Source organism: Streptomyces sp. NPDC098789, assembly GCF_044759975.1.
Classification (GTDB): Bacteria; Actinomycetota; Actinomycetes; order Streptomycetales; family Streptomycetaceae; genus Streptomyces.
Genome location: NZ_JBIWAJ010000004.1, coordinates 272,737 through 287,453 on the forward strand (window position 1 = coordinate 272,737; position 14,717 = coordinate 287,453).

The following is a 14,717-nucleotide window of genomic DNA, read 5'->3' on the forward strand; positions in this document are numbered from 1 at the left end:
CCCCTGCGCCCCTCCCCCAGCACTCTCCCCGATGCCCTGCCGCGGCCGCCGCGGCAGGGCATCATGCCTCCAGGGACGCGGGCGGCGGGGGCGGGGGCCGATGGACGAGCGGGCGGTCAGCAGGCAGGAGCTCATCCGGCAGCGCCGGCGGGGTGGATTCGTCGGACGGCGCCGGGAACTGGCGGTGTTCGAGGAGAACTTCGCCCGGCGCACGGACGACGCGTCCTACCAGTTCCTCTTCCACGTGCACGGCACGGCCGGTGTCGGCAAGACCTCGCTGCTGCGCCAGTGGGAGGCCACCGCCCGGCGCCACGGGGCGCTCACCACCCTCCTCGGGGACGAGGTGCACGGCGTACTGGAGGCCATGGAGGCCGTCAGCGCCCAGCTGCTGCGCCAGGGGTTCCCCCTCAAGGGCTTCGACAAGCTGCTCGCCACCTACCACCTGCGCCGCCACGAAGCGGAGACGGCCGTGCCGGAGCAGGGGCGCGAGCCCGGCCCCGGCGGGGCGTCCGGCCCGTCGATCGCCGGGGAACTGGTCGCCCGGGCCGGGATGGCGGGACTCGGCCTGGTGCCCGGCCTCGGACCGATCGCCGGGGCCGTCGACCCGCGCCAGGTGGCGGAGGGCGCCGACCGGCTGCGCCTGGCGCTCGGCGCGCGGCTGCGCAGCCGCGAGGACGTCCAACTGGTGCTCTCGCCCTTACAGGTGCTCACCCCGGTCTTCCTCGCGGACCTCGCGGCGGTGGCCGGCCGGACGCCGTGGGTGGTGCTCTTCTTCGACACCTACGAGCGCACCGCGCCGGTGCTGGACGAGTGGCTCCGGGACGTGCTGATCGCCGAGCGGTACGGGCCGGTGCCGGTCAGCGTCCAGGTGGTGCTCTGCGGCCAGGGGCGGCTCGCCCCCCGCTGGTGGGCCGACTCGCTGGAACTGATCGCGCCCGTGGGCCTCGACCTGTTCAGCCAGGAGGAGGCGCGGGCCCTGCTCGCGGCCCGCGGGGTGACCCGCGAGCCGGTGGTCGACCTGGTGCTGCGGCTGTCCGGGCGGCTCCCGGTCCTGGTCGACCTGCTGGCCCAGGCGCGGCCCGCGCACCCGGACGCGGTCGAGGACCCGTCCGACACCGCGGTGGAACGCTTCCTCAAGTGGGAGCCGGATCCGCGGCGTCGGGCCACGGCCCTGGACTGCGCGCTGCCCCTGTACCTCGACGAGGACGTGTTCGCGGTGGCCGTGGGCGACCGCGCCGTGCCGCCGGAGCGCACGGCGGAGGAGTACGGCTGGCTGCGCGGCCTGTCCTTCGTCACCGACGGGGCCGGCCGCTGCCGCTACCACGACGTGGTGCGCGCGGCGATGCTGCGGGTCCGGCGGGCCCAGTCCCCCGCCCGCTGGCGGACGGACCAGCTGCGGCTGGCCGACGCGCTGCGCCGATGGCGCGAGGTCCGGGAGGGCGGGCGGCCCGGGGCGAGGGAGCTGTGGAAGGACCCGGTGTGGCGCGAACACCGGCTCGGCGAGATGTACCACATGCTGTGCGCGGATCCCGTCGCGGCGCTCGCTGGGGCGCTGGACACGCTGGTGCACGCCTGCGACCCCGGCGGCACCGCGGCGCACCGCGCCGCCCTCACCGCGGAGCGTGCCGGACAGGACGCCGGTGATCCGGCGCTGGCCGCGCTCGGCCGGACCCTGCGCGAGGCGGCCGACGGCGAGGACGGGGGCGGCCGGGTCCGGGTGCTGACGCTGCTGCTGGGCGCTCGCGAACTGGCCGGACCCTCGCGCGTACTGGCGCACGTCCTACGGGGTCGGGAGCACCGCAACTCCGGGCAGGACGCGCGAGCGTTGGCCGACTACGACCGCGCCCTGGACCTCGACCCGGGCGCGCTGCGCGCGCACTACGGCCGGGGCACCACCCACCTGCTGGCGGGCCGCTACGAGCGGGCGCTGGTCGACCTGACCCACTTCGTGGAGCGGGACCCCGCGGCCGCCCACGGCTGGGTGGAGCGCGGCAGGTGCCTCCACCACCTGGGCCGGGACGAGGAGGCGGTCGCCGACCTCGACCGGGCGCTGCTCACGACTCCGGAGGATCCGTGGGCGCTGTGCTTCCGCGGCCAGGCGCACCTCGCCCTCGGGCGGACCGAGCGGGCCGTGGCGGACTTCGACGCGGCGGTCGCGCGGAGCCCGGACGACGGATCGATCCGCGCCTGGCGTGGGGCCGCGATGCACGCTCTGGGGCGCTACGAGGAGGCGTTGGCCCACCTCGACCGCTGGCTGGAGGAGCGGCCCCGCTCCGTGTGGGGGCTGGCCCAGCGGGCGGGCACCCTGGCGTCCCTGGGCCGTTTCGAGGACGCGCTCGCCGATCTGGGCACGGCCCTGGAGCTGCGCCCGGACGCGCCGTGGCTGCTGGTCCGCCGCGGGCACCTGCTCCGCCGCACCCGGCGCCACCCCGAGGCGCTGGCCGACTTCGACGCGGCCCTGGCCCTGGAACCCGCGAACGCCTGGGCCCGGGCGGGGCGCGGGGAGACGCTGCGGTGCCTGGGGCGCACGGACCGGGCCCTGGCGGAACTGGACCGGGCGCACGCGCTGGACCCGGCGGACCCCTGGATCCTCGCCTGGCGCGGGCGGCTGCACCGGCGCACCGGGAACCTCGGCCGGGCGCTGGCCGACCTCGACGGGGCGCTCGCCCTGGCACCGGGCAGTGCGTGGGACGTCTACGAACGCGCGCTGGTGCTGCGGCTGACGGGCCGGGACGCGGACGCCGAGCTGAGCCGGGCCGCGGACCTGTTCGCCCGGGAAGCAGCGTCCCTCGGGGTGCACGGCGGCCGCTCCCGGGGGAACCTGCTCGTCGTCCTGTGCGCGCTCGGCGCGTGGCAGCGGGCCGCGGAGGAGACCACGGTCTTCCTCTCCCCCGGCCGCCCCGCGTGGCAGATCGAGGAGGTCCTGGCCGACCTGACGGACCTGCGCGCGGCCGCCGACCCGGACCCGCGCCGGACCGGCGAACTGGCCGCCCGCCTGACCGCGGCGCTCGGCTGAGGACACCGGGCGCCGGGCCCCGCTCCGGGGTGCGGGCCGCTCAGCCGAAGGCGGCCGTGCGGAAGGCGGTACGGGCCGGGGCGTCGGCGGTGGGCGCGAGCAGCAGCGCCCAGCGACCGCGCTGCGGGGAGACCCACAGGTCGGCGCCGCCCGGCCCGTGGTGCGTCCAGGTGTCCTGCCGGTGGTCGGTGCCGGGCGCCGGGTGCCAGAGCAGGCCGCGGGCGGGGGTGAGTTCACCGGTGCGGATCCGCAGCGATTCGGTGATCCAGGCGCGGGTGAGGGGCTGGTCCGGGCCGGCGAGCAGGTGCCGCAGGAAGCGGCTGAGGTCCTCCACGGTCGAGTGCGTCCGGCCGGATCCGGTGAGCGCGGTGCGGAGCATGCCGAGCGGGTGCCAGACGCGGGTGGCGGCCAGGTCGGCGAGCGGGCGGCCCGTCAGGTGCTCGGCGATGCCGCCGAGGGTGGCGCAGGAGCCGTGGTCCGCGGCGTGGGTGAGCAGGTGGTGGGCGGTGGCTCCGCCGGTGGCCTCGTCGCAGTAGGCGGCGAGCGGGGTGTGCAGGCTCAGGGCGCCCTCGGCCACCAGGGTGCCGATGACGGGCCAGAGGGCGAGGACGGGGCCGAGCCCCTCGGCCTCGAAGGGGTCCTCGGACGGGCCCGAGCCCGCCAGCGTGCCCTCCCGGTCCCCGACGGCCCAGGTCGCGCCGGGTCCCGCGGCGGCCCCGACGGCCGCCCGCAGCTCCGCGGCGGCGCCGTCGCGTCGTGGCGCGCTCCCGGTGTGCCGATCGGCGTTCGGGTCGGTCTGCGGCGTCGGATTCATCGCGGTTCCCGGCTTTCCGATCCTGGACGGCGGCGGTCCGGTCACGTTAGCCACGGCCCGGGTGCCGGTACGGGCGCGCCGCCCCGGCGCCGGCGCGTGCCACCCGAATGCCCGAACCGGCGGGGCGGGGCGTCCAGCGCCCCGCCCCGCCGTGCGGCTCAGCCCTTGTCGGGCCGGTCGGTGACCCGCAGGGTGTTCAGCAGCGGCTTGCCGAAGCCGCTGTGCGTGACGAAGCGGATGTTGAGGACTCCGTCGGTGACCGTGACCGTGTAGCTGCGGGTCAGGGCCGTGTAGGTGCCCGCCTCCAGGGCGATGTCCAGCGAGGGCAGGACCTGGACGCCCTCGGCCAGGACGTCGAAGACGCGCTTGTCGGGCCGGGTGTTGGACAGTTCGGCGAAGCCGAGCTCCACCGTGTAGGTGCCGTTGGGCACGTTGTCGAAGCGGTACTCGTACATGCCTTCGCGGGCGTTGCGGAACAGCCGCTGGTCGTCCGTGGCCAAGATGGCGTGGCCGGTGGACTTCACCGTCGAGGCGCCCTGGTAGCCGTAGGACCCGGCGGTGTACTTGCGGTCCGGGGACCAGGTGTCGCCGAGCGTGTCCGTGGCCGCGTAGTCGGAGCCCGCGTCCAGCGCCGCCTGGTAGCGGGGCACGATCACCTTGACGGGCACGGTCAGCACCGGGGTGCGGCCGCTGCCCGAGGTGATCTTCAGGTCCGTGCTCAGCACCGTGCCGGGGGCCAGGCCCGTGGTGTCCACGGTGAGGGCGAGGGCCGCCTTCGCCCCGGTCGGCAGGTCGCCGGCGCCGGGGGTGGCGCTCAGCCAGGCCGCGTCCTCGGACACCGTGAAGGCGGTGCCCAGGCCCGGGTTGGTGAGGTCGAGGGTGCGGGTGCGCTTCTGCGCCGGCGGGACGACGACCTCGACGGTCGCCCTGGCCGGGGTGACCCGGGCCGTGCGCAGCGAGCGGCTGAGGGCGGTGACGTCGGCCGCCTTGACGTCCACGGTCGCCTGGGCGCCCTCGTACGACGGGGCCGTCAGGGTGACGGCGGCCGCGCCGGACGGGCTCTGGACGACGTAGCCGCCGTCCGCTCCGGTGGTCGCGGTCACGGCCGCGGCTCCGGCGCCGACGGTCACGGTCGCGCCCGCCACCCCGTTGCCGTCGTTGGCGTCGAGCACCCGCCCGGCCACCACGCCGCTCTTGGTGGTGCGGAAGGCGACGGAGAGGCCGTCGGTGATGCCCGCCGTGTTGTAGGAGTACTTGAACGCGTCCGTGCCGGTGGCGTTCTCCACGCCGATGGTGGCGCTGGAGCCGCCCTTGATGCCGGCGCCGCCGGTGTTCTTGTAGGTGTAGGTCACCTGGCCGTCCTCGCCGATGGTCGCGGAGAACGAGAACTTGTCGGCCTGCGTCGACCAGTGCGCGACGTCCCGCCATTCGATGACGTAGGCCCGGTGCGGCGCGGTGCCGGTGACCGCGGTGAAGACGCCCGAGCCGGTGCCCGCGGCGCCGACGACCAGGTCGTCCCAGAAGGGGTAGAGCGCGGCGTTCGGCGTGGCGGCGCTCGGGATGTCCCCGTTGATGTCGCTGGTGTTGTTGCCGCCGAAGCTGACGGTTCCGTTGGTGCCGATCCAGGCCTGCCCGTACGTCCTGCCGTACAGCGGCAGCGGGAAGGGCAGGTCGACCCGCTCGGTGGTGTTGTCCCCGGTCAGCGCGAGCTGGCGGTCACCGGCCGGGTAGGGGCGGCCGTTCGCCGCGGCGCAGGCGTAGCCGTAGGTGTCGGTCCGCTCGGGGAGGTTGACCGTCACCGTGGTGTCACCGGCGACGGTGACCCGGCTGGCGCCGCCGGTGAGGCAGCGCGAGGAGTGGGTCGCGCTCACGTCGTACGTTCCGTTCGGCAGGGTGACCTCGAAGCGGCCCTGGCCGTCGGCGGTCGCGGTCACCGGGGTGTCCGCGATGGTGACGGTGGCGCCCGCGGCGGGGCCGGCCGCGGAGGTGACGGTGCCGGTCAGCTTGCCGGAGGCGGCTTGGCTGAGGGTGAAGTCGCTGGTGACGGTGGTGCTCGCGGTGACCTTGGCGGTGGCGGTGGCCTGGCCGAAGCCGAACTTCGCGGCGGTCAGGGCGTAGTCGCCGACGCTGAGCGAGGGGAAGCCGTAGCTGCCGTCGGCGGCGGTGGTCGCCGTGCGGTCGATCGGTCCGTGCGCGGTGACCTTCACGCCGGCGACGGGCTGGCCGCCGTCGGTGCGGACGGTGCCCGCCAGCGCGCCGACCTCGCCGCGCGGGGCGGCCTGGACGGCGGCCAGGGCGTCGAGCCGGCCCTCGCCGAAGACGTTGTTGTCGGCCGCGTTGCCGCCGCAGGTGGCGTCGCCGGTGTCCTGGGCGGTGCCGTCGAGCAGGGCCTCGGTCTGCGCGACGTCGCCTTCGAGGGCGGGCGCGGCGGACCACATCAGGGCGACGGTGGCCGCGGTGTGCGGGGAGGCCATGGAGGTGCCGGAGAAGGCTTCGTAGGTGCCGCCGGGGACCGAGGAGCGGATGTTGACCCCGGGGGCGGAGAGGTTGGGCTTGACGATGCCGCCGGGGCCCGCGCCGCGCGAGGAGAACGACGCGATGGCGTTGTTGATGTCGAAGGCGCCGGAGCTGTAGGAGTGCGCGTAGTCGCCGGGCGAGCCGCTGGTGGCGCACGCGGGGCCGGAGTTCCCGTTGGAGAAGGCGGGGAAGATGCCCGCCGCCCGCCAGGTGTCGACGATCTGCTGGTACCAGTCGTCGTGCGCCGCGCTGCCCCAGGAGTTGTTGACGATGTCCGGGGCGAGGTCGGGCCGCGGGTTCTGCCCGTTCAGGTCGGTCGGGGCCACCACCCACTGGCCGGCGGCCAGCAGGGAGGCCTCGGAGCAGGAGTTGCTCTCGCAGCCCTTGGCGGCGATCCACTTCGCGCCGGGCGCCACGCCGATCTTGTTGGCGCCGCCGTCGTCGCCGACCATCGTGCCCATCGTGTGGGTGCCGTGGTCGTTGTTGTCGCAGGGGGCCGCGGTGGTGCAGATCCCGGCCGGGTCGTACCAGTTGTAGTTGTGGTCGTAGCTGCCGTCGGCGGCCCGACCGCGGTACTGGTTGGCCACGGCGGGGTGGGTGTAGTCCACGCCGCTGTCGATGTTGGCGATGACGATGCCCTCGCCGCGGACGCCGAACTGGCTCCAGACCTGCGGGGCCTTGATCCGGTCGATGTTCCATTCGACGGCGTCGGCGGCGGCCTTCTCCCGGTTGCCCGCGGCGGGCTTGGGGATGGCGACCTTGTCGTCGGCGTCGATCCGGGAGACCTCGGGGCGCTGGGCGAGGGTGCCCGCGAGCTTCTCGCCGCCGACGACGCGCACGGCGTTGACGATCCAGTACGAGGTGTACTCGGCCCGGGCGCCGTCGAGGGCCTTGATCAGCTCCGCCTGGGTGCGGGTGGCGTGGTCCTTCTTGGCCTTGAGCACCGCCTCGGCCTTGCCGGTGCGGGTGGGCTGCTTGCCGGCGGCGGTCAGGTCGGCGGCGCTGTCGAGGTAGACCCAGAAGGCGGCCTTGCCGCCGTCGAGCTGGGTGCGGAGCGCGGGTTCGATCTTCTGCTCGGCCGCGCCCTTCGCCGGGCCGGGCTCGGGGGCGGCGGCTGCGGCGCCCGCGCCGAGCGGGAGGAGCAGGATCGAGGTGAGCGCGGCGAGTGCCGCGCGTAAGGGCCTGTTCGGCTGTGCCACGTGTGGTCTCCTCGTACGACGTGTGCAGGTGTGTGCAGGTTGTGCGGGAAGGACGTGCGTGACGTGCGCGGGTCATGGTGATCCGGCCGACATGTTCATTACAAGGGAGCGTTTTGCGCCGCTCCGGTCCGCCGGGTGGCCCGTACGGACCGCCCGGGTGAGCCTGGGAGACATGGACACGGACGAAGTGGCCGGTGTGCGCCTCGCCTCGGCGCGGGGCCGGTGGATCCTGCTCGCCACGGTGCTCGGCTCGTCCATGGCGCTGCTGGACTCCACCGTCGTCAACGTCGCCCTGCCCCGGATCGGGCAGGACCTCGGTGCGGACCTGGCCGTGCTCCAGTGGACCGTCAACGCCTACCTGCTCACCCTCGCCGGGCTGATCCTGGTCGGCGGAGCGCTCGGCGACCGCTACGGCCGGCGGCGCGTCTTCGTCCTCGGCGTGACGTGGTTCGCCGTCGGCTCGCTGCTGTGCGGGATCGCCCCGAACGCGGGCGTGCTGATCGCGGCCCGGGCCCTCCAGGGCATCGGCGGGGCGCTGCTCACCCCCGGATCGCTCGCGCTGATCCAGGGCTCGCTGCATCCGGACGACCGGGCGCGGGCCGTCGGCCTGTGGTCCGGCTTCGGCGGGGTCGGCGCGGCCGTGGGGCCCTTCGTCGGCGGCTGGCTGGTGGACGGGCCGGGCTGGCGCTGGGTGTTCCTGCTGAACGTGCCGGTCGCCGCGCTCTGCGTGCCGGTGGCGCTGCGACACGTACCGGAATCGAAGGATCCGCAGGCGCACGGGCGGTTCGACGTGGCCGGGGCGGCGCTGGGCGCGGCCGCGCTGGCGCTGGTGACCTACGCCCTGATCGAGGCCCGGTCGGGCTCCGCCCTGGTGGTGGTGGCAGCGGTGGTCGGCGTGGCGCTGGCCGTGGCCTTCGTCCTGCTGGAGCGGCGGCGGGCGGACCCGATGGTGCCGCCGGGGATCTTCGCCTCGCGCCAGTTCACCGCCGTCAACCTGGTGACCTTGTGCGTGTACGCGGCCTTCGGCGGCTTCTTCTTCCTCTCCGTGCTCCAGCTCCAGGTGGTCGCCGGGTACTCGGCGCTGGCCGCGGGGGCCGCACTGCTGCCGACCACCGCGCTGATGCTGCTGCTGTCGGCCCGCTCCGGGGAGCTGGGCGAGCGGATCGGGCCGCGGATCCCGCTGACGGTCGGGCCGCTGCTCTGCGCGGCGGGGATGCTGCTGATGCTGCGGGTGGGTCCGGGGGCCTCGTACCCGCTGGACGTGCTGCCCGCGCTGCTGGTGCTCGGGGCGGGGATGGTCACGCTGGTGGCCCCGCTGACCTCGACGGTACTGGCCTCCGTGGACCCGGGCCGGGCGGGCCTGGCCAGCGGGATCAACAACGCGGCGGCCCGGGCGGCCGGCCTGCTGGCCGTGGCGGGGCTGCCGCTGCTGGCCGGGATGGGGCCGGACGCCTACCGCTCGGCCGAGCAGTTCGGCGCCGCCTTCGACCGGGCGATGCCCTGGTGCGCGGGGGTGCTGGTGCTCGGCGCCCTGGTCGCGTGGGCGACCGTACGCTCCCCCGCGCCCGGGGCGGCCCGACCGCAGTGCCACACGCAGTGCGCGGTGACCGCTCCGCAGCTCGAATCCCCCGGAGCCGCGGAGCGAGGGGACCCGCCGGTCTGAGGCGTCACCCGCCCGCCGGACTCACCACCGGGACGGGGCGGGCGGCGTCACCACCGGCGGGCGGTCGTCGCAGGTGATCGTGTTGGGCAGCTCCCAGGGAGCGAGCCAGGGCCCGGTGGTACCGCCGCCGTCATTGCCGCCGAAGTCGGTCAGGGAGAACTCCGACCCGGTGGCGGGGAAGTGGAAGGAACCGCAGTTGTTGACGCCAACGGCCCCCACGTTGCGGGCGTCGACGTTCTCGAAGGTCGCGGAACCGGCCGAGCGGGCACTGACCACCGAGGTGCCGGTGCCGTCCACCCGGACGTCCTTGAAGTGGACGTTGTCGATCCGGTAGGCGTCCTTCACCGGCCAGTCGCTGACCAGCATGATCGCGTTGTAGGTGCTGTCGAGGAAGGAGTTCCCGGTGACCTGGACGTCCGCCCGGTCGATGCTCCGGTCCAGCGCGTAGAACCAGATCGCGCCGAGGCCGATGTTCCAGTTGAGCTCGTAGGTGCCCGCGCGGACGGTGGTGTTGCCGCTGATCCGCAGCTCCCCGGTGAAGGGTTCGGCGCCGAAGCGGGATCCGACGTGCAGGGCGCTGCCCTCGCGGACGGGGTCGGCGATCAGGTTGTCGGCGATCGTGGTGTCGGCGCCGCCGTAGACGGCGATCCCGTTGGCCAGGGTCGGGCTCTGCACGGTGTTGTGGGAGAAGGTGTTGCGGGCGTCGGCGGTCTTCTCCGACCACAGCGCCAGACCGTCGTCACCGGTGTTGCGGACGACGTTGTCCTGGACCAGGGAGTCCGTGACGCCGGTGTGGAAGTTGAGGCCGTCGGCGATCTGGTCGGCGATGACGTTGCGGGTGACCTTCAGGCCGCTCATCGGGCCGTCGAACCAGAGGCCCACCTTGGTGTGGTGGATGTACAGGCCGTCGACGGTGGAGTCGCTCATGGCCCCGCCGACGCCGTTCACCTGGTCGGCGTCGACGCGTTCGCGCACGTCGCCCTCGATGGCGAAGCCGGAGAGGTGGACGTTCCTGCTGCCACCGGCCGCGGCGTCCTTGCCGTAGAACCCGACGCCCTTGCCCTTGACCACGGTCCACCAGCTGCCCGCGCCCGTGATGGTCACGTCGTCGACGACGAGGTGCCGGTTCACCTGGTAGGTACCGGGCGGCAGGTACACGGGGACGTGGTGGCGGCGGGCGAAGACGACCGCCCGGTCGATGGCGTCGGCGGAGTCGCGGCGGCCGGTCGGATCGGCCCCGAACAGCAGCGCGTTGGCGGGGGTCGCCGTCAGCCGGGGCGCGCCGACCAGCTGCGAGTCGAGCAGGTCGATCACGGTCCAGGCCGCCGCGCTGCCCGCGGGCACGGTGAGCCGGACCGTGTCCCCGGCGCGGTAGGTGCGGCCGAGCAGCAGCCGCTGCTCGTCGTACATGTGGTGCGGCCGCAGCGGCTTGGCGATGACGGGCGCGGGGGTGGTCTCGGCCGGGACGCACCCGCACTCGGTGATCCACCAGTCGGGGTGGAGCAGGTCCCCCCGCGGGTCGTTGCTGAAGGGGTACTGGTTGTACAGCCAGGAGTACTGCGAGGTCAGCGTCATGGAACGGCGGTTCTTGCCGTTGACGATGACGTCGAGCGGGGCCGTGATGCCGCCGCCGGCCGGGGCGTCAGGAAGGCTGTAGCGCACGGTGATCGCGTCGGCCGCCGCGGGCAGGGTGAACTCCACGTACCGGCCGGGCGCCAGTTTCACCGCCTTGCGGCCGGAGGCCTCGGCGGGCAGGGCGTAGGCGGAGCGGTCGGGGCCGATGACCGTGCCGTCGGTCACCGCGTTCTCCGCCTCCTGCTCGACGAAGTCCACGCGGGCGCCGCGGCCCTGGACGAGGGCGGGATCGAGGGCGGCCCGGGTGACCACCGGGGGCGCGGGAGCCGCGGGGGTGCCCGGCGCCGCGGGCGCGGCCGGTGCGCCGATGCCGAGCGCGGAAGCGGTGAGCGCCGCCAGCACGGCGGCCGTTCTTCTTCGTGACATGGCCGGACAGTAGGGCGCGGCTCGGCGCCACAGCAATAGTCCTGCCAAGAATCTTCGATCCACTGTCGGATTCTTGCGGAGATCTGTGCGGTGGCGGACTCACGTAGTGACTCGTACCGTGGAGTTCCTGGCCCTTCCTGCGTCGGGAGCCCCATGTGCTGGAGCGCGACGGCCGACCTGGCCGCCGGTACGGCGATCACCGCCGTCGGGCTGGTCTGCGTGGCACGGACCCGCCGGGCCCGCGACCTTCCCGTCGCCGCGCTGCCGCTCCTGCTGGGCGGCCATCAGCTGGTGGAGGCCGCGCTCTGGAACTCCGGTGGCGGCCGCGGCCCGGCCACCACCGCCTGGGCGGTGATCGCCCTGCCGCTGCTCGCCGTGTGGGTGCCGTGGGGCGTGCTCCTCGCCGCGGGCCCGGCGGCGGACCCGGCGGTGCGGCGGCGGCTCCTGGTACCGGCCGCGGTGGGGTCGGCCACCTCGGGATTCCTGGCGTACTGCCTGGCCACGCGTCCGGTGACCGCCGAGATCCGCGGCCACGTCGTCGGCTACGGGGTGAGCGTGCCGTACCTCCCGCTCGTGCTCGCGGGCTACCTCTTCGCCACCCTCGGGCCGTTGCTGCTGGCCGGCGACCGACTGCTAAGGGTGCTCGGGGCGGTGATGGCCGCCGGGGCGGCGTTCTGCGCGCTGGTGTGGCGCCTGGAGTTCGCCTCCACCTGGTGCGCCTTCGCCGCGGTCGCGTCCCTGCTGGTGCTGGGCTGGGTGCGCCGGGACGCGGGCGGCCGCGGTCACTGGTTCTCGGCGCCCAGGACGAACAGCAGGTAGACGAAGAAGGCGAAGAGGTGACCGACGAACAGGTAGACCGTCAGCCGGATGATCAGGCCGCGCGGGAACTTCGACTCGATGCGCATGCGCACCGTCGACTCCGCCGCAGGCGCGACCTCGGCGACCGGCGCGACCCCGGTCACCGGCGCGACACCGGCGACCGGTGACACGTCCGACGGGACCGACGGCACCGACGGCACCGACAGGACCGACGGGGCCTCCGGCGCGACCTCTGCTGACACGTTCTCTCCTCGGGACACGGTGCGACTCCTCTGCTCTCAGTGGTGCGTGGTGGCCGCGCCGCCGAGGCACAGCCCGGCGAGGCTGCTCTGCAGCAGGGTGTGGACGAACAGCAGGTCGACCCCGCCCTCGGTGGCCGCGCCGATCCGGTGCGGGGTGAGCGAATCGAAATGGGCGCTGTCCCCGGGCTCCAGCACGTGCCGGGTCTCCCCCAGGTACAGCCGCAGCCGCCCCTTGAGGACGTACAGCCACTCCTCGCCGGGGTGTACGCGGACCAGCTCGCCCTGCTCGCGGACGTACGGCACGTGCACCCGCAGCGCCTGCATCCCGCGTCCCGGACCGCCCGCCTGCCAGTACGTCCAGCCGTCGGCCTCGCGGGCGCCCGGCCCGCCGGCCCGTACGATGGGGTCGGCGACCGCCGGGGTCTCCCCGAGCAGTTCCGAGACCGTCGTGGCGTAGGTGCGGGCGAGTTCCAGCAGCAGCGGCAGCGAAGGCTGGCGGCGGCCGGTCTCCAGGCGGGACAGGTGGGCGGGCGAGAGCCCGGCCCGCGCGGCGGCGGCCTCCAGGGTCAGCCCGGCACGGCGGCGCAGTTCGCGCAGCTGGGGGGCGACCGTGGTGGACGGCTCTGCGGGAGCGCCGGGCACCGCGTCAGCGGGGCCGGAAGGGCCGGAGGCAGGTCCGGGACCGGGGTTCATGCCCCGATTGAGCCAGAATCTTGCCTGCGTGGCAATTCTCTTGCCTCAGAGGCAAAGAACTCGGCGTCACCCCGGCACCGGTCCGGCGCGACCCCTCAGTCCGCCGCATCCTCTCCGGCGGCGCCCGCCGCGGCGGTCCCCACCCCCTGGGCCAGCACGTGCTCCAGCGTGTCCGCCTCCGCCGCCGACTTGTCCGGGCGGTAACGGACCACCCGCGCGAAGCGCAGCGCCACCCCGCCCGGATAGCGCGGGGACCGCTGGAGTCCGTCGTAGGCGATCTCCACCACCAGCTCGGGGCGGACCCGCACCGTGTGGCCGTCGTCCTCGACGGCCAGCTCGCCCAGCCGCGCGGTCTGCCAGCGCAGCAGCTCGTCCGTGAGCCCCTTGAAGGTCTTGCCCAGCATCACGTGCGTCCCGTCGGCGGCCCGCGCGCCCAGGTGCAGGTTCGACAGCAGGCCGGTGCGCCGGCCGTGGCCGCGTTCCACGGCGAGCACCACCAGGTCGAGCGTGTGCACCGGCTTCACCTTCAGCCAGTGCTTGCCGCGCCGCCCGGCCGCGTAGAGCGAGTCGAGCCCCTTCACCATCACCCCCTCGTGGCCCCGCGCCAGGGCCGCGGACCAGAACGCGGCGGCGTCCGCGCCCGCCGCCACCGGGTCCTCGGCCACCAGCCGCCGCACCCGCGCGCCCTCGGGCACCAGGGCGGCCAGCGCCGCGTACCGCTCGCGCACCGGAAGGTCCGGCAACGCCTCCCCCTCGACGGCGAGGAGGTCGAAGAAGAAGGGGGTCAGCGGCAGCGCCAGGCGGGCGGCGGCCACGTCCGTCCGCGAGCCGACCCGGCTCGCCACCTCCTGGAACGGCACCGGTCGCCCGTCCGCGCCGAGCCCGATCACCTCTCCGTCCAGGACGAACCGGTCCCCCGGGAGCGACCGGGCCAGCTCCACCACCTCGGGCAGTCGATCGGTGATCTCGTCCAGCGACCGGGTGTACACGCCCACCACGTCCCCGTCCCGGTGCACCTGCACCCGGATCCCGTCCAGCTTCTCCTCGACCGCGCAGGGCCCGAGCGCCGCCAGCGCCTCGGCCACCGACTTGGCGGTGTTCGCCAGCATCGGCTGTACGGGCCTGCCCACGCGGAGCACGAAGCCGCCCAGCGCCTCCGCTCCCCCGGCCAGCACCGCCCCGGCCACCTCGGGCAAGGACCCGCCCAGCATCACCGCCCGGCGCAGCCCGGTCTGCGCCACCCCCGCGGCCTCGGCGACCGCGGCCAACGCCACCGCGTCCAGCGCGCCCTGGCGCACCTCCCCGGAGAGCAGGCTGCGCAGGAACCGCTGCTCCTGCTCGGTCGCCGCGCCCAGCAGCTCCGCGAGGATCCGGCGCCGCTCCCCCTGCGCGCCCGCCCCCGCGACCCCGGCCAGGGCGGTCACCGCCCCGTCCACCGCGCGCACGGTCAGCGTGGCCTCCGCGGCGGCGGCGCTCTGCGCGCTCAGCGCCCGCCAGCCGACGCCGGGGCGCCCCTGCGGCAACCGCCCGGCGAGGTAGGAGACCACCAGGGCGGCCTCGTCGGCGGGAGCGGCCGCGAACAGAGCGGCCAACAGCGCGATCTTCTCCGACCGGGCGGGGGTCCCGGCCACCTCCCGGGACACCCGCGCGACCTCGGCCAGCAGCATGGAGCCATCCTCCCGCGGCCCGGCGTACCGCGCCCGCGGTACGCCGGGCCGCGCGGAGTAGTCCTCAAGGAGGTGCGGAGGTCCGC

At 75.0% G+C, this 14,717-nt stretch carries 9 protein-coding genes; 3 read left to right on the top strand and 6 right to left on the bottom strand.

Annotated features, from left to right (window positions below; translation table 11 throughout):
* Positions 1–100 precede the first annotated feature (100 nt).
* Positions 101–3,016, top strand: coding sequence for a tetratricopeptide repeat protein (locus ACIQWR_RS11335; RefSeq protein WP_404006843.1), 2,916 nt, complete (start codon positions 101–103; stop codon positions 3,014–3,016).
* Between the two features lie 40 nt (positions 3,017–3,056).
* Here the strand turns inward: ACIQWR_RS11335 and ACIQWR_RS11340 are convergent, their stop codons facing one another.
* Both ACIQWR_RS11340 and ACIQWR_RS11345 read right to left on the bottom strand, forming a co-directional pair.
* The gene (locus ACIQWR_RS11340) at positions 3,057–3,830 is read right to left on the bottom strand and encodes a serine hydrolase (RefSeq protein WP_404006845.1); all 774 of its coding nucleotides are present in this window, start codon (positions 3,828–3,830) and stop codon (positions 3,057–3,059) included.
* 158 nt (positions 3,831–3,988) lie between these two features.
* The gene (locus tag ACIQWR_RS11345) at positions 3,989–7,546 is read right to left on the bottom strand and encodes a S8 family serine peptidase (RefSeq protein ID WP_404006846.1); all 3,558 of its coding nucleotides are present in this window, start codon (positions 7,544–7,546) and stop codon (positions 3,989–3,991) included.
* Positions 7,547–7,718: 172 nt separating this feature from the next.
* Between ACIQWR_RS11345 and ACIQWR_RS11350 the strand changes: the two genes are divergently transcribed.
* Complete coding sequence (locus ACIQWR_RS11350; protein WP_404006848.1) at positions 7,719–9,209, top strand: MFS transporter; 1,491 nt, start codon at positions 7,719–7,721, stop codon at positions 9,207–9,209.
* A 21-nt stretch (positions 9,210–9,230) separates the two neighbouring features.
* Here the strand turns inward: ACIQWR_RS11350 and ACIQWR_RS11355 are convergent, their stop codons facing one another.
* The gene (locus tag ACIQWR_RS11355; RefSeq protein WP_404006850.1) at positions 9,231–11,210 is read right to left on the bottom strand and encodes a glycosyl hydrolase family 28-related protein; all 1,980 of its coding nucleotides are present in this window, start codon (positions 11,208–11,210) and stop codon (positions 9,231–9,233) included.
* A gap of 153 nt (positions 11,211–11,363) precedes the next feature.
* Here ACIQWR_RS11355 and ACIQWR_RS11360 point away from each other — a divergent pair, with 153 nt between their 5' ends.
* A complete protein-coding gene (locus ACIQWR_RS11360; RefSeq protein WP_404006851.1) occupies positions 11,364–12,029 on the top strand; it encodes a DUF6629 family protein in 666 nt (221 codons plus the stop codon).
* On the opposite strand, the gene ACIQWR_RS11365 is transcribed toward ACIQWR_RS11360, so the two are convergent.
* The 3 genes from ACIQWR_RS11365 to ACIQWR_RS11375 all read right to left on the bottom strand — a co-directional run bounded on the left by ACIQWR_RS11365 (position 11,993) and on the right by ACIQWR_RS11375 (position 14,631).
* A complete protein-coding gene (locus ACIQWR_RS11365) occupies positions 11,993–12,271 on the bottom strand; it encodes a DUF6126 family protein (protein WP_404006853.1) in 279 nt (92 codons plus the stop codon). The two genes, ACIQWR_RS11360 and ACIQWR_RS11365, sit on opposite strands and share 37 nt — an antisense overlap.
* Positions 12,272–12,307: 36 nt before the next feature.
* Complete coding sequence (locus ACIQWR_RS11370) at positions 12,308–12,964, bottom strand: helix-turn-helix domain-containing protein (RefSeq protein WP_404006854.1); 657 nt, start codon at positions 12,962–12,964, stop codon at positions 12,308–12,310.
* A 95-nt stretch (positions 12,965–13,059) separates the two neighbouring features.
* On the bottom strand, positions 13,060–14,631 hold the full coding sequence (locus ACIQWR_RS11375) for an ATP-dependent DNA ligase (RefSeq protein ID WP_404006856.1): 1,572 nt from the start codon (positions 14,629–14,631) through the stop codon (positions 13,060–13,062).
* Between the last annotated feature and the right edge of the window lie 86 nt (positions 14,632–14,717).

Coding starts and splice junctions, on each gene's coding strand:
- ACIQWR_RS11335 (WP_404006843.1), top strand. CDS start 101: ATGGACGAGCGGGCGGTCAGCAGGCAGGAGCTCATCCGGCAGCGCCGG.
- ACIQWR_RS11340 (WP_404006845.1), bottom strand. CDS start 3,830: ATGAATCCGACGCCGCAGACCGACCCGAACGCCGATCGGCACACCGGG.
- ACIQWR_RS11350 (WP_404006848.1), top strand. CDS start 7,719: ATGGACACGGACGAAGTGGCCGGTGTGCGCCTCGCCTCGGCGCGGGGC.
- ACIQWR_RS11355 (WP_404006850.1), bottom strand. CDS start 11,210: ATGTCACGAAGAAGAACGGCCGCCGTGCTGGCGGCGCTCACCGCTTCC.
- ACIQWR_RS11360 (WP_404006851.1), top strand. CDS start 11,364: ATGTGCTGGAGCGCGACGGCCGACCTGGCCGCCGGTACGGCGATCACC.
- ACIQWR_RS11370 (WP_404006854.1), bottom strand. CDS start 12,964: ATGAACCCCGGTCCCGGACCTGCCTCCGGCCCTTCCGGCCCCGCTGAC.
- ACIQWR_RS11375 (WP_404006856.1), bottom strand. CDS start 14,631: ATGCTGCTGGCCGAGGTCGCGCGGGTGTCCCGGGAGGTGGCCGGGACC.